We start from the raw sequence: 15,377 nt of genomic DNA, 5'->3' as shown, positions 1-15,377 counted from the left end.
CACACCGTCATCACTAGTTCTTTGTCCCTATTCACCTAACATGGAATTTTCGCGATTGTTATATATGGAAGCAAAAGTCTCTCCATAATGGTGACGAAGTTTCTCCACGATTTCGGCCTCATAATAATAATCCAGGTCCTGCTTGCGAGCGGCTTCAATTAACAAAGCATCTGCATGCCGACGCAGCATATTACTTCCTTCTTGTGAACGACCTCTTTCATAAGCACGCAAGGCTTGTTTAATCAAAGGGACCGTTTCGCTTAATTTGATCGTCTTCTCTACCTTAGGGTCTTCCGGCTGTCGCAGCATACCCAAATGGCTAGTATACTGGATATACAATTGCTCTCTGCGCAGCAGTACCCTCTGGCTTTGTTTCAATTTCCGTGTACTCCAATAAGCTGAACAAACGGCGGTTTTTCCTGAGACGCGTGGTCCCATGGAAAATTCGAGCAAAATTTGCTTACTCTCTCCCTTGTACACGTCCCCAAGTCTTAGAACCCAGCCAATATCCGTTTCTTTGGAGCGGCAACCATAGATGCCTTTCAGTTGAATTCCAAATTCCGGTTTGAGCAAAAGTTCCAAGTCTCTCGACACAATTTTGGGTGCTATTTTCCTGAGTCTTTTGGCAGGGGCTCCATTACGCCATTCAACCATCATATATACGGGGTCGGCTCCCCCTGTCGGTATGGCCTCTCGATTCCACGAATAAGATACTTCAAAGACTGAGTTCACTGGTAGTCTCTCCCCCGATTTATAGGTATTATCTTCTAAGTTATCAGGGTAAATGGACACTATATTGTCACGGAACATATGTTCGCAGGAAATTTTTCCATAATATTAGTTTTTCATCCCTTAATCCGTCTAAATACGACAATTTACGACGAAAAAGCTTGGCAATTTGCCAAGCTTTTAGAGTACTTCAATATGAGAGGTCCTAAATTAAACGGTCGCTGAATTCATACCCATTTTGTGTAAAGACTGTAATGACTCAGGATTAGTAACTGGAGCATAGGTAACGCTGTCAATAATCAATTCACGCCCGATTGGCTCACCGTTTACAGTGATCATAATCGTTTTGGTTGTTGGTGTTTGTTCTGATGTGTACATATGTTTTTACTCCTTTGTATTCACGATCTTTTTGAGCATCGGATATATTCGTTTCGTTCATTCATTTTCGTCAATATGAATAGCAGGTACCCGGAACGGAAGAAATGGATATATGCATATGCAGAACTGTCCGGGTTGCTACCCTGCACTTCTATTACCCCTGCAAATTAAAAGTTAAACAACCGTGTTTGTATTAAATTAATTCAATATAGGGTAATTAAAACTAGATCATCTTGAACCCATTGCCCTGGTTTTGACGTATAATGAAAGAGCCGTATTTCAACAAATGACGACGAAATCGGCAAACGATTATGTAACCGAAAGAAGGTGCCATTCATGCCAAAATCCATTCAGGGTTATTTCATTCGGGTGTTATTCACCACATGTGTATTGTTTGCTGTTTCCTTGACTTCTACAGTAAGTGCAGCGAATGCCAATATATTTTCAGATATCTATAGTGGTTGGGAACGTGTTTCTGAGCTTCCAGGAGAAGTAAATGCGTTGCAGGAAAGCTACCAACAAACGCTGGAACAATTGAATCAGACCTCCGCTCAATTGGGACAAGCCCAGGCAAATGTCGAAGCCTTTAAAGCCCAGAACGAGTTGCTGCTAGCTCAAAATGAGAAACTGACCGATATGGTAAGCAAGCTGCAAAATGATCAGGATGCCAAAACGGCAACTACCAAACGCATTCAGACAATGGTGATCACAGCCGTTTCTCTCATATTGGGATACTTCATTCTGATCCGAGTGATGCGCTGGGGAATGCGTCGCCGCTCAGGCCGAGTATAAAAGAACAGGAGCAACCACATGCACATACACCTGAATAATAGTGAAGCTGGCGGAGCCGGGCAGGTGGTCACGTTCTCGCTAATCCAGGACGACCGCCTCCATATTCTGCACCCCCAGCAAATTGTCGCTTTTCGCGGTCCTAGCAGTAGCCGTCATGATAAAATCATGAATATTACTGGCATGTACCGCAAAAAAAAGCTGATTAAATCCGAAATCACCGGTCCCTGCCAATTTGTGGCCGCCCTGCCTCCCGGATTCACCATGAAGGAAGTTGAACTGAGTGAGAACAGCGATCTGCTGTACGACTTCCGGCACCTGTTTTTTTACTCCGACGGTGTTACAATGCATACCAAAATTCAAAAAATCAAAAACATGCTGATCACCCGTGACGCAGTCAAAATGAAATTTTCCGGCAAAGGAAAGATCGGATTGCTGACACAAGGTCAGGTCTGTCAACAGGAACTGCACCCCACTGCACCACTTTATGTGGACGCGGGAAGCATCATCGCCTATCCTGAGAATGCGCAGCTTGAACTTACAGTTTATGGGAACAACCTTGCCAGCCAACATATGAACTATCATTGGAAGATGACAGGACATGGCTCTGTACTCTTTCAGGCTGGCCGTGAAAATCATAGACTGGAACAGGATCTGAACGACGAAGGCTTGTTTAAGCGGATTCTGAAGGAAGTCATTCCGTTTGGAAATGTTTTAATTAAATAGATCCATACATCCTGACGTTAAGTTCAGATTAAACTTGCTTCTCATTGGAAAGCCTGCTCGCCGGATTGAAATTGTGTTATACTGTACCGGACAATTGAAGAAGAAAATCCATGCCTGGAGCATGGGAGAGGTTCGCGAACTCCCTCTATAAGACTTGACCTTCATTGGTCAATAAGTCTTGCGTACATTTTAGGTAACAATGTACGTAAAAAACTAAGGACACTAGATCGTTCCTGCTTTTTTTGAAGCAGCCTGCGAGAAGGTGTGTTTTTTGATGGATGCCAGTTCATGAACTTCTCTGTTCTTCCGACACTCTGTGCCTATGCGCATGGATTGATCTTAAGAAGATGGAGAGGTTTTTTTATGTTGAACGAAGAAAAAGCAGTCGTTGTATTCAGCGGTGGCCAGGACAGTACGACTTGTTTGTTCTGGGCCAAACAGCAATTTGCCGAGGTTGAAGTGGTTACCTTCGATTACGGCCAGCGTCACAAGCTGGAGATTGAGTGTGCCGCCGAGATTGCTCGCGATCTGGGTATACAGCAAACGGTGCTGGACATGAGCTTGTTAAACCAGCTTGCGCCCAATGCTCTCACTCGCACCGATGTGGAGATTACACATGAGGAAGGCGAACTGCCGAGTACATTTGTCGATGGGCGAAATCTGCTGTTTCTCAGTTTTGCGGCGATTATGGCGAAGCAAAAAGGGGCTCGTCACCTCGTCACAGGTGTATGCGAGACGGATTTCAGCGGTTACCCGGATTGTCGGGATTCATTTGTGAAATCGATGAATGTTACGCTAAATCTGTCGATGGACTACCCGTTTGTCATCCATACCCCACTGATGTGGCTGGACAAAGCCCAGACGTGGAAAATGGCGGATGACCTCGGCGCCTTCGATTATGTACGAGAGCGCACACTGACTTGTTACAATGGAATCATCGGCGATGGCTGCGGCGAATGCCCGGCCTGCAAATTGCGCAAAGCCGGACTGGATCGCTATGTGCAGCAACGCACGGCTGCCGGATCTTTAGGAGCGGATGTACGATGAGAGAACCGGGAACTTTTCGTATTGTGGAACGGTTGCAGCGCATTGGAGAAGATATCCTCCCTGATCAGCTGCGCTATCACCGTAAACGTGTACTTGTAAGTAAGGAATTCACGTTTGACGCGGCACATCACCTGCATTGTTATGAAGGCAAGTGCAAGAATTTGCACGGGCATACCTATAAAGTTGTTTTCGGGATTAGCGGTTATCCGGGTGAGACAGGACTTACGGTTGATTTTGGACATATCAAGGAGATATGGAAAACACAAATTGAAGGTTATCTGGATCATCAGTATTTGAACGAGACTCTTCCCCTTATGAATACAACGGCTGAAAATATGGTGGTCTGGTTGTTCGAACAAATGGAACATGCCCTGCAGACTGAGCCATATGTGACCATGACTGAAGGCGGTCGGACAGAGTTTGTCCGCCTATATGAGACACCTACCAGCTATGCCGAGGCCAGACGGGAGTGGATGATCGATGAGTAGATTGGAGCTAGGTCAACTCACAACGTCCATCAATCAGGATGGAACAAATGCTCCTCCTGCGGAGGGATTAGCTGATAACACGCTTCCTCATGGACACGAACGCAGTAAAGAGGCTCGTATTCCTGTGATGGAGATCTTTGGCCCTACAATTCAAGGTGAAGGCATGGTCATTGGGCAGAAAACGATGTTCGTCCGCACCGCGGGCTGTGATTATCGCTGCTCCTGGTGTGACTCGGCCTTTACTTGGGACGGCAGCGGCAAGGACCTGATCCGGATGATTACACCGGAAGACGTGTGGGAAGAATTGCGCCGCGTCGGCGGTTCACGCTTCTCCCATGTGACCATCTCGGGCGGCAACCCCGCCCTGCTCGCTTCACTGGGCGGATTGATCGCCTTGCTGCGGGAGAACGGCATCCGCATCGCGGTGGAGACGCAGGGCTCCCGCTGGCAGCCCTGGCTGGCGGACATTGACGAAGTCACTGTCTCGCCCAAGCCTCCCAGCTCAGGCATGGACACCGACTGGGCTGTGCTGGATGATCTGATCCACCGACTGGCTGCTGGCCCGGTGGAACGAAGCCATAGTCTGAAGATCGTGATCTTTGATGAGACAGACCTGGACTATGCCCGCCGTGTGCATGCACGGTATCCGGGCACAGCTTTATTTTTGCAGACCGGGAACCCGGATGTGACTTCTGCCGATACACCTGATCTCGCGTCTTCCCTGCTTGCCCGTTACGAGTGGTTAATCGATCAAGTCAGTGCATCTGACGATTTGAACGACGTTCGTGTGCTTCCACAGCTGCATACGTTGGTATGGGGAAACAAACGCGGCGTCTGATGGGCTGTATGGGTGGAATGGGCGGCATGATGTAATTTTGGAAACAAACAGAGGCTAACAGTGCCTATCATATATACCGGCAAGCTTCGTGCGTCGCCGGAACTAAGGAGCGTTTACGAATCGATGAGACAACCTGACGAAATGCAAGACCTGACGCTGCTGGGCAACCAGGGCGTAAAATATACGTTTGAATATGACCCGGGCATTCTGGAAAGCTTTGATAACAAACATCCTTACCGTGATTATTTTGTCAAATTTAACTGCCCGGAGTTCACCAGCCTGTGCCCGATCACCGGTCAGCCGGACTTCGCAACCATCTATATCAGCTACATCCCTGATGTGAAGATGGTGGAGAGCAAGTCGCTTAAGCTGTACCTGTTCAGCTTCCGCAACCATGGGGATTTCCACGAGGATTGTGTGAACATCATCATGAACGACCTGATCAAACTGATGGACCCGCGCTACATTGAAGTGTGGGGCAAATTCACGCCGCGCGGCGGAATCTCCATCGACCCGTACACCAACTATGGCAAGCCTGGGACGAAGTATGAACAAATGGCCGAGCATCGCATGATGAATCATGATATGTATCCCGAGACGATTGATAATCGTTAATCGGCAGTTACATCAGTTATGGCAGATATAAAATAAAATTATAGAGCGCACAAAAGCCGAACTCTTCTATCTGAAGAAATTCGGCTTTTTGTGTGGTATGGAACTTGAGCGTTTGCAATCAATCGTATAGATTGGATTCGCGTTCAAGTAAGAAGATCAGATATTCAATAGAACTTTAATTTGTACATTCCCTGAAGTATATCATTCGTTTTACATTAAAATAAGAACGTTAATTTCTCCTGTTCCCCTTGTCGACCCTTCAAATCTGTCCTATTATGTAACAATATGCTTAGGCACATCACATCATCAGGCGCTGATCCCTCGTGACCGCGACCAAAGGAGAACTGTACATGTCCATGCAAAATTCATTATCCAAAGACGCCGCTGTGCGTTCAAAAGCTCCACCCGGATTGGATGCCCAAGGTACCGTTTACCGGATCTTGATTGCCATCAGTCTGGTTCATCTCTTCAACGATTCGATCCAATCTGTCATTCCTGCCATTTTTCCAATTCTGAAAGACTCCATGCATCTCACTTATACGCAGATCGGATGGATTTCGTTCGCCATCAACTTTACCGCGTCCATTATGCAGCCTGTTGTAGGCTGGTTTGCCGATAAAAAACCAACACCTTCCATCTTGCCTATTGGCATGGGCTTTACGTTCACTGGCATGCTGCTGCTTGCCTTCGCCGACAGTTATATGGCTGTCCTGATCTCCGTCATCTTTGTTGGTCTCGGTTCGGCAGCATTCCATCCGGAAGGTTCAAGAGTATCCCATATGGCCGCAGGGCCTCGTCGGGGCCTGGCTCAGTCCATCTTCCAGGTAGGTGGTAATGCTGGTCAGTCTCTGGCTCCATTGCTCACCCGATGGATTTTCATCCCGTTTGGACTGTTCGGTGCCATTGGGTTTACCGGGATTGCTGCTGCGGGAATTGCGGTCCAAATCTATATCGCTCGCTGGTATGGACGCATGCTGCAATCGGGAGGGTATTTGCGCAGACAGGCGGCAGCCCGTCGTGCTCCCAATCCGGCGTTACGCAAAAAGATTGCTGCTGCCATTACGATATTGATCCTGCTCGTCTTTGTCCGTTCGTGGTATGTCGCTTCGATCGGCAGCTTTTATGCGTTTAACCTAAAGGATACATTCAACTTGTCCACAGAAGACGCACAAATCTATATCTTCCTGTTCCTGGCTGCCGGGGCACTTGGTACATTCTTTGGCGGTCCACTGGCGGATCGCTTCGGCAAACGCAACATGATCTTCCTGTCGATGGCCGGAGCCGCTCCCCTGGCGCTGTTGTTGCCTTACGCCAATCTGTTCTGGACAGCCGTGTTGCTGAGCATTATTGGGTTCATCATGTTGTCCAGTTTCTCGGTGACCGTTGTGTATGCACAAATGCTCATTCCGGGCAAAATCGGAACCGTCTCTGGCCTGATCACCGGTTTGGCATTTGGTATGGGCGGTCTGGGCGCACTCGTGCTCGGAAACTGGATCGATGTGTTCGGCGTATCGCCAGTCATGCAAATGTGCAGCTTCCTGCCACTAATCGGCATCTTCACCTTCCTGCTTCCATCGGATAAATTGCTGAACCGCTGGGCGGAAGAGAACGGTAGCGAAGAATAAAAAAAATCTATATAACATAACGTCCAATCCACAAAGAAACAAAAGAAAACTGTTAAGACGGCCTAGCGAAAAGTGACGTCAGAAGATTAACCGGCGTCGAGTCAACGCCAAGATGTGCAAACGGGATGAAGCCTTTACCTTAAGGGCTTCATCCCGTTTGTGTTTTACCATCGTTAGCATCAGCTGTATTCAAGCTTCCAGCACGCAGCGCCCCACTTCATGATGACAAGGGTGGTCAGCCAACAAGAGCGGCAGCAACTGAGCCTGCGAGCAATTATTGAATACATTAGGATCACATGTGTATAACGAATCCAACGCACTTTAATAGCATCATTTCTGGCAATCCGCCAATGTAACGAATTACAGACGTCTTATTCCTCATGTTTGGTATGTTTCCGCAACATTTAGTATGATCATCATGCAAATAGCGATGGTGAGATTCCTTAGAATCAACTCATCCTTCTATACGCCATAATAGGGTGCCATAGATTCGCTAGCGTCAGAATTAGAGCCAAGTATATGTCGTCCCATTACCAATTTTGGTGATGGACATCATTGCGAAAGGCGTTGAAGAATCAGCCGCTTTTTATATAACATTTTTCCGGCCTCGGCGACATCCCGAATCGTATTCTTATTACTCACTGACCCAAATACCATGCCGGCAATCGGAATGAGCTGGAACAGCTTTTTCCAACCAAACGATTCGCTGTAGGAATTAAAAACCTCCCGCCAGCCCTGCATTTGTGAGATAACCTCCACCTGTTTGTCGGGATTATCATAATCGGCGAGTTCATCAATAATTGCTTTCTTGCCCACAATATCGGCAGAGGAGAATTGCAGACATTTGACAATGAATATGCGTTCCTGCGGTTCGTCGGGATCATATCCGTAGCATAGTGCCATCTCCTGCAGCACTTTTAGGGAAAGTCCCATCACGATCGGGATATCCGCCGCAATCGTTACTATTCCGCCAAAGCCTGTTGCGGCTCCTTGTGCGGCAGCAAACTTGGTTCGACTGTCCGTAATGCTATCAGCAGTACGATCAAGTACTTCAAGAGGTAAACCCTCCACGCTGTGGATCTTTGCAGTATCTTCTGCTGCTGCATCCTCTTCAATAAGATAAGTATCTTCATCTTCCTTCATGGAATACCCGGATTGGATAGCTTCCTCTTGGAGCAGCTTGGCTACCTTCTTTTTCTGAACGAGAAACTTGCCGCCATTCTGTACATACTGCCCGACATCGTTCAACGCGTCTCCAATCTTCTGTTTCAGTGCTTTGGGCATGACTTTATCCAGCATGGCAAATGGCAAACGACCAATTTTGTCCCAAATAAACAAATCCTTTTGCTCTTTTTCCCATTTTATAATCTGTTCCAGTTCCCGGTCCAATGTCTCGCGTGAATCCATATATGGCCTCCTAATATTGTTGTATGTAGTGATCCTGTATACAGCTCATACGCAAAGGTTAACGGTATGGTTGCTTATATTCCAGACTCTCATCTCCGTATTCAAGCCCACCATCTCAATATGGGCATAAGTAAAAGCCCCTAATCCGCATGGCTCGCTGACTAAGGGCTTACTCTGTAAAAAATGCAGTATTATTATTTCGTTTCAGCCGCAGCCTTTCCATCCGGAACAGGAATTCCAAAATCAGGCGTACCATCTTCGTTCCAACGAATCACCTGTGCACGAGCATGACGATTTGGATCGTAAAGAGGGTCTCCTTCAATCTCTTTGTAATTACGCGCGTGATAGATCAGAATATCTGTCTTGCCGTCTGGCGATACGGTAAAGCTGTTATGACCCGGGCCATATTGGCCGTTTGCCTCACACGTCTGGAATACCGGTTTAGGCGATTTCACCCAGCTTGCTGGATCAAGCAAGTCGGCATCTTCATCCGCCGTGAGCAAACCCATACAATAATTGTAGTCAGTCGCACTTGCCGAGTAACCGATGAAGAGTCGCCCATTCCGGTGCAGTACTGCTGCCCCTTCATTCACCTTGAAGCCGATGATCTCCCAATCGTATTCAGGTGTAGAAATCATCACCTGTTCACCGCGCAGCGTCCACGGATTCTCCATTTCGGAAATGTACAAATTCGAGTTGCCTACAATATCCGGATCTTTTTGGGCCCAGACCAGATAGCGGATTCCTTTATGCTCAAAGGTCGTTGCATCCAATGCAAACGTCTCCCAGCGTGTTTGAATTTGTCCTTTTTCTACCCATTCACCTTCCAGTGGATTTGCAGAATCATTCTCCAATACATACATCCGGTGGTCGAAAAGGCCCTCGTTCGTCTCGCTTGTATGAGCAGCAGCGTAGTATATGTACCATTTGCCCTCGATAAAATGAATTTCGGGTGCCCAGATATTGGCACTCATCGGTCCTGAATCACGTTTGTGCCATGCCGTTACAGGCTCGGCATCTCTCAACTCTTCCAGCGTCTGTGCACGCCGGATTTCAATTCGGTCAAAGGCCGGCACGGAAGCAGAGAAATAATAGTAACCATCTGTATGACGGTACACCCACGGATCAGCCCGCTGCTCCAGGATAGGATTGGTAAATGTAATGGAATCAGTCATGAGAACGCTCCCCTTTCAAATGTGTGTGTATGGCTCGGAGTGAGGAGTTGTAGACCTTAAGCGGAAAACATAAAACCTATTGCTGGGGGTACACCGCGGACGCTCCGGGGGTGGCAGGGCCTTGTTGCTCTCTTGTCCTCCGATTCCCTTATTCCACCGCACTCAGCGGTTGAAATCGGATGCCAAAGACGTTCCTGCGGCTCCTTCCTCCCCCTACACTGCTTGTGCAACCCTTCAATACGCACAGCTTCGCTCTTTCCACGCTCGCTGAACCAAATCCAAACTCCGAGCCATCGGTGTGGCTCTGTATATGTGGGATCAACCGCTTCGCTCGGTCGACTCTCCCCACTAAAGACACGGCTGGCCGTAAGCTATCGGCCAGCTGAGGGTACACCGCGGACGCTCCGGGGGTGGCAGGGCCTTGTCGCTCTCTTGTCCTCCGATTCCCTTATTCCACCGCACTCAGCGGTTGAAATCGGACGCCAAAGACGCTCCTTCAATTCCTTCCTCCCCCTACGCTGCTTGTGCACCCTTCAATGCGCACAGCCTCGCTCTTTCCACGCTCGCTGAACCAAATCCAAACTCCGAGCCATCCGTGTGGCTCGGTCTATGGGGTCGACCGCTTCGCTCGGTCGGCTCCACCTAACTTCGAGCCATATCTATGGCTCTCTACTTCTCTGTGGCACTAATCTGTTTGCCCCAGACGGCAATGCCACGGTCGTTCAGGCCCGTCACAGCAAGTGTAGGCTGGCTTCGCTCCCAGTCCCAGGACGGGAGAAGCTTGAGCTCCTCTGTGGAAGCTCCGCCCCACGGGCTTTCTTTCCACTCCAGCGTGAGCGTTTGTTTGCCATCAAACGTCCATTTGCCTGAAGCGTTTGCACTTTTAATTTGACCATTTCTCTCCAATGCATAGGGCACGGCCTGCACCTGTCCGTCCACCGACGGATCAAGCGCCATGCCTTCCCACTCCCCGGCGATCATCGACTCCGGAATGTCCTGGGCAGTTTCACCTGCATAACGTTCCGGGGACACAACAGGCCAGCCGTCCTTGGTCCACAGCATTTTGCGTACATGCAGATAAGGCCAGTTTTTATCCGTCTCGCCCCTCGCATGATGTACGATATAATAATCGGCGCCATCTTGGAGGACAGAGTTATGTCCAGGCGCAATCCAGCCTTCACCTTCCGTGAAACGGTAACCACCCAGAATTTTGGTTCCTACCTCATACTGCGGGAGGTGCTCCGTATCGAGCATGTTCATGCCATTTACGTCTGTGTAAGGGCCTGTAATCGAATCAGCGCGGGCTACACGCACGTTATAATCCTCGAATAAGGAATCATATGAGACGAACAGATAATATTTTTTGAACTCCGGGTTATATACAATATACGGCCCTTCCACCGCACCTTCTTCCGTAGCACGATCACGTGCGGCAATGCGGGTACCATACCCCTTCTCCTTGAACTTTCCGGTTTCGGGATCGAGAGGTGCAATGTATATCCCGTCAAAAAATGAACCGTACACCATCCATGGATTGCCTTCGGCATCTACTATCGGATTGGCATCAATGGCATTCAGCTTATCCTTTTCATTCTCCGCTGTTTTAACAACCAGTCCTTCGTCCTTCCATGGGCCTTCTGGTGAAGTTGAGGTTTGCAATCCAATTGCCGACCGGGTACTACCAAAGGTCGAGGCCGAATAATACATGCGGTAGGTGTCACCAACCTGAATCACATCCGGTGCCCACAGATTGACTGCCCCTGTCCAATCGAGTGCATCCTTCGGAATACCCGGCAGAGCCTGACCTACCCAAGTCCAGTTGATCAGATCATCCGATTTACGAACCATTACCCCGGGTTTCGCTTCTCCCGCTACACGAACGTCGGTGGAATAGACATAATACCCCTGGTCGGTTTTGATAATGGCCGGATCGTGTGCATTGTTCACCGTCCAACGCGATTCATCGTCCAGAATGGAGGTGTCATACAATTGATTATCATGGGGAGCAGCAGGAAAGACCGGCGGGGACACCGATTCTCCGGCGCCATCTCCAGAACAGCCCGTAGCTCCAACCAACAGCAATAGCAACATGGATGCAACAACTCCTTTTCCTGAATTCGTCCACCCGCGGAATGTTCTCCGCTGATTCATCCTTTCACTCCGGAGATCGCTACCGATTCAATAATCTGTTTCTGGAAGATCAGGAAGATGATCAACACTGGCAGCAGCGCAACAATGGACGCGGCCATAATAAGCGGGTAATCCGTCTGGATCGCATACGTGGCATTAAAGTTTGCTATAACGAGCTGTAGCGTCTGCTTCTCCGGTGAATTCAGATAAATAATCGGCGCCAGATAATCGTTCCAGATACCCATGAACCAGAGAATCAGTTGAGCAGCGATCGCTGGTTTAATCAGCGGGAACGTAATGCTGGAGTACAGTCGGAAATAGGAGCTGCCATCAATTTTCGCTGCCTCAATAATGGCGTCAGGTACACTTAGCAGGTATTGACGAAGGAAGAAGATCATGACCACGTTACCAAATAATCCTGGAACGATAAGCGGCAACAGCGTGTCCACCCAGCCCAGCTTCGAGAACATGATGAATTGCGGAATCATAACGGTCGGATACGGAATCATCATGGATGCGAGCAAAGCAAGAAACAGTTTGTTTTTATGTGGAAATCTCAATTTGGCAAAAGCAAAGGCTGCAATACTGGACGTAAACGTCCCGACAACGGTAACACTGACCGCCACGATTAAGCTGTTCTTAATCCCGCTGAGTAGCGGACCTGCTTCCCAGATTTCCTTATACTTTCCGAATTGGAACACTTCAGGTATCCATACGGGCGGAAGCGCGAACACATCCTGCTTCTCCTTCACAGAAGTGGACAGCATCCAGATCAGTGGTGCAATCATCGCAATCGCACCAATTGCCAAAACGATAAAAATGATAGAGTTCGTTAATTTCCTCTTTTGACTGTAAGACATCTCCTGTTCACTCCTTTCCTAGACCATTAATCTCCATCATAGGCTGATTTTTCGTTCATTTTGAATTGCACCAAGGTAATAACAAATATGAAAATACCAAGAATCATGGCCATCGCTGAGGCATAACCCATTTGCAGGTTACTGAATGCTTTCTGCCAGATGTAGAAGACAATCGATGCCGATGAATATTCAGGACCACCCGTAGGTGTCATAATGTTCATTTCAGTGAAGATTTGGGAACCACCAATGATATTCGTAACGACGAGGAAAAAGGTAACCGGCTTCACCATCGGCCAGGTGATGTTGCGGAAGATCTGGAACCCGTTCGCTCCATCAAGCTCGGCCGCCTCGTAATATGTACGTGATACACTTTGCAATGCAGCCAGATACAATAACATCGTGTAACCGAGGCCTTTCCACACTGTCATAATAATGAGGGCCGGTTTAACCGTATCTTTGTTTGCGAGCCAGTTAGGGCCTTCAATACCGAAAAGATCCAGGAATTGGTTAACCAATCCGTAATCCCCGTTGTACGCCCAGTTCCACATGATGGACACCGCCGCAAGGGAAGAAATGACCGGAATATAATAGATCACACGGAACGTCGTTGTGCCGGGGATTTTACGATTCAGACCCATTGCCAGCAGCAATGCAAGCAACAAACCGATCGGGATACCCAGCATCAGATAAAAGGTGTTGAACATCGCTTTGTAAAACAGATCATCCGTGAGCAAATCCTTAAAATTGGCTAAACCGATAAAGTTCATCTGTCCCAAGCCATCCCAATCCGTAAACGAACCGTACAAGGAATACAGAAAAGGGAACAAAACAAAGATCAGCAAACCAAGAACCGGAGGCAAAATAAACAAATATCCGTACAGCCTCTCTTTGCGATACAAACTAGATTTTGTAATCACTGCGCTCACCCCTGTTTCTAATATCAGCATGTTGCATGAATCGATGGATGCCTGCTTGCTTGATCAATTCATGCAACATGCCCGTATGGAATCCAAAATGATGCCAGCAGCGTGATAGCAGGCTGCTGGCATCGCCTTTTTTTGAACACGGAATCTACGACTCTATCCATTTTGCGTAGGCTACTTCTCTCTAGAACCTACCCTTCAATCATTCCAGTCACATTATTTCAGCATGTTGCAACATGCTTATTTCTGAGATTTTTTCTCTTGCTCCACCGCTTTGTCCAACAGCTTTTGCATTTTGGGCTGCTGCTGCTTCACATAGTCTGCGGCTGTAATCTTGCCATCCAGCACCGGCTGAATATCGGTGAAGAACAGGTCGTACCACTCCGCATTGTATGTGTAGTTGCCTGGCAGCGCACGGCCGTAATCTTCTACGATATCAATGAACTCCTGTTTGTTGGCCGGTTTCGTCGAAGTATCCTTGGCCCACTCGTCTGCCATATCAAGCAGATTCGGAATCTGTACTTTGGCGTCCACCAGTTGCTGCATGCCTTCCTTCGAAGCTGTGAGGTAATTAACCAATGCTGCAGCTTCTTCCGGATGTTTCGTTTTGGACGATACACCGATACCCAGGGAACCGATCCACGTCGCTGATTTTCCGGTAGAGCCGGCAGGGAAAGGCAGCAAGTCATATTCGAAAGGCAGTTTCTCGAACGTACTCATATCCCACGGACCTACAGGGAAGAAAGCCATTTCCCCTTTCATCCAGCGTTGGTACGTATCCAAGGTTTGCGCTTCCTCAATGGAAGGTGTGATTTTGTATTTGTTCTGCATATCGGCAAAGAATTGCAATGCTTCCGCAAATTTCGGATCATCAATGGTTACCTTCGTTTTGCTTTCATCCAGCCAGTCTGCACCATTACTCCATACAAAGGACTGCAGTGCCCACTGTACATTGAAGCCTGTACCGAATACATCCGGTTTGCCGTCTCCATTCGTATCCTTCGTTGCTTGCTGGTTTACCTTAATGAACTCTTCCCATGTATATGGCTTGTCCTTATCCGGGAATGGGATGCCTTCTTTTTCAAATAATGTCTTGTTATAACCGAGTGCAAACGGACCCAGATCTTTCGGCATGCCGTAGATATCGCCCTGACCTGCCATTTTGCCATCATAGCGGTACAAGTCCATACCATACTTCCAGATGTTGTCCAGATCTACGTCCGCATTATTTTCAATATAAGGTGTCAGGTTCATCAGCACGTTGCTATTCACATAGGCTTTTACATCACCAGGGTTAAAATAGAAAACGTCCGGCAAGCTGTTGCCTGTAATGGCAGCTCTCAATTTTGTTGCGTATTGATCCGCAGCTGTTACGATAATTTTGACTTTGACACCCGGATGCTCTTCTTCAAATTTCTTAACAACGGCTTGATAAGCCTTCTGTTCATCCGTGCCACCCCGGAACATGAATGTCAATTCCTTGTCCCCGCTTGAACTGCTGCCTCCTCCGCAGCCCGCAAACACGAGTGCACTTACCAGCATTAGAAGCATAAGTGTGACCAATCTTTTTTTCTTTACCATCTGAACCCCTCCTGATCTGGATTTGTAACCGTATTCAATTCAGTAAAATAAGATTTCTGTTGTTAA

Annotated in this window: 15 protein-coding genes; 7 read left to right on the top strand and 8 right to left on the bottom strand. The window is 48.0% G+C overall.

The window, feature by feature from the left end; all coding sequences use genetic code 11:
• Positions 1-27: 27 nt before the first annotated feature.
• Together ACFTRD_RS02125 and ACFTRD_RS02120 are read right to left on the bottom strand one after the other, a co-directional pair.
• A complete protein-coding gene (locus tag ACFTRD_RS02125; RefSeq protein ID WP_379377534.1) occupies positions 28-732 on the bottom strand; it encodes a hypothetical protein in 705 nt (234 codons plus the stop codon).
• 207 nt (positions 733-939) lie between these two features.
• Positions 940-1,107, bottom strand: a complete 168-nt coding sequence (locus ACFTRD_RS02120) for a hypothetical protein (protein ID WP_192264566.1) — start codon at positions 1,105-1,107, stop codon at positions 940-942.
• Positions 1,108-1,443: 336 nt separating this feature from the next.
• Here ACFTRD_RS02120 and ACFTRD_RS02115 point away from each other — a divergent pair, with 336 nt between their 5' ends.
• The 7 genes from ACFTRD_RS02115 to ACFTRD_RS02085 all read left to right on the top strand — a co-directional run bounded on the left by ACFTRD_RS02115 (position 1,444) and on the right by ACFTRD_RS02085 (position 7,235).
• Entirely contained in the window at positions 1,444-1,899 is a 456-nt protein-coding gene (locus ACFTRD_RS02115; protein ID WP_379377532.1) for a hypothetical protein, read from the top strand.
• A gap of 18 nt (positions 1,900-1,917) precedes the next feature.
• Complete coding sequence (locus tag ACFTRD_RS02110) at positions 1,918-2,622, top strand: AIM24 family protein (RefSeq protein ID WP_379377530.1); 705 nt, start codon at positions 1,918-1,920, stop codon at positions 2,620-2,622.
• Between the two features lie 366 nt (positions 2,623-2,988).
• Positions 2,989-3,669 carry a 7-cyano-7-deazaguanine synthase QueC gene (gene queC, locus ACFTRD_RS02105; protein ID WP_379381125.1) on the top strand — a complete coding sequence of 227 codons (681 nt, stop codon included), beginning with the start codon at positions 2,989-2,991 and terminating at the stop codon, positions 3,667-3,669.
• Positions 3,666-4,157, top strand: a complete 492-nt coding sequence (queD, locus tag ACFTRD_RS02100; protein ID WP_379377527.1) for a 6-carboxytetrahydropterin synthase QueD — start codon at positions 3,666-3,668, stop codon at positions 4,155-4,157. Before queC ends, queD begins: the two co-directional genes overlap by 4 nt.
• A gap of 127 nt (positions 4,158-4,284) precedes the next feature.
• Complete coding sequence (queE, locus tag ACFTRD_RS02095) at positions 4,285-4,995, top strand: 7-carboxy-7-deazaguanine synthase QueE (protein WP_379381123.1); 711 nt, start codon at positions 4,285-4,287, stop codon at positions 4,993-4,995.
• Between the two features lie 123 nt (positions 4,996-5,118).
• Positions 5,119-5,610, top strand: coding sequence for a preQ(1) synthase (queF, locus tag ACFTRD_RS02090; protein ID WP_192264557.1), 492 nt, complete (start codon positions 5,119-5,121; stop codon positions 5,608-5,610).
• Between the two features lie 356 nt (positions 5,611-5,966).
• Positions 5,967-7,235 carry an MFS transporter gene (locus ACFTRD_RS02085; protein ID WP_379381121.1) on the top strand — a complete coding sequence of 423 codons (1,269 nt, stop codon included), beginning with the start codon at positions 5,967-5,969 and terminating at the stop codon, positions 7,233-7,235.
• A 552-nt stretch (positions 7,236-7,787) separates the two neighbouring features.
• On the opposite strand, the gene ACFTRD_RS02080 is transcribed toward ACFTRD_RS02085, so the two are convergent.
• From ACFTRD_RS02080 to ACFTRD_RS02055, 6 genes are all read right to left on the bottom strand, one after another.
• Entirely contained in the window at positions 7,788-8,642 is an 855-nt protein-coding gene (locus ACFTRD_RS02080) for an EcsC family protein (protein ID WP_379377524.1), read from the bottom strand.
• Between the two features lie 194 nt (positions 8,643-8,836).
• Positions 8,837-9,817, bottom strand: coding sequence for a glycoside hydrolase family 43 protein (locus ACFTRD_RS02075; protein WP_379377522.1), 981 nt, complete (start codon positions 9,815-9,817; stop codon positions 8,837-8,839).
• Between the two features lie 669 nt (positions 9,818-10,486).
• Complete coding sequence (locus ACFTRD_RS02070) at positions 10,487-11,908, bottom strand: arabinan endo-1,5-alpha-L-arabinosidase (RefSeq protein WP_379377520.1); 1,422 nt, start codon at positions 11,906-11,908, stop codon at positions 10,487-10,489.
• Between the two features lie 56 nt (positions 11,909-11,964).
• Positions 11,965-12,807: a carbohydrate ABC transporter permease gene (locus tag ACFTRD_RS02065; protein WP_062323920.1), complete on the bottom strand. Its 843-nt coding sequence runs from the start codon at positions 12,805-12,807 to the stop codon at positions 11,965-11,967.
• 26 nt (positions 12,808-12,833) lie between these two features.
• Positions 12,834-13,724 (bottom strand): carbohydrate ABC transporter permease, encoded by an 891-nt coding sequence (locus tag ACFTRD_RS02060; RefSeq protein ID WP_062324023.1) that lies wholly within the window; start codon positions 13,722-13,724, stop codon positions 12,834-12,836.
• 246 nt (positions 13,725-13,970) lie between these two features.
• Positions 13,971-15,311 carry an ABC transporter substrate-binding protein gene (locus tag ACFTRD_RS02055; RefSeq protein ID WP_379377517.1) on the bottom strand — a complete coding sequence of 447 codons (1,341 nt, stop codon included), beginning with the start codon at positions 15,309-15,311 and terminating at the stop codon, positions 13,971-13,973.
• Positions 15,312-15,377 lie beyond the last annotated feature (66 nt).

Origin of the sequence: Paenibacillus sp. NPDC056933, assembly GCF_042674385.1 — a bacterium.
GTDB lineage: Bacteria > Bacillota > Bacilli > Paenibacillales > Paenibacillaceae > Paenibacillus.
Note: the sequence above shows the minus strand (reverse complement) of the source record. Positions and strands in the feature narration are given on the sequence as shown.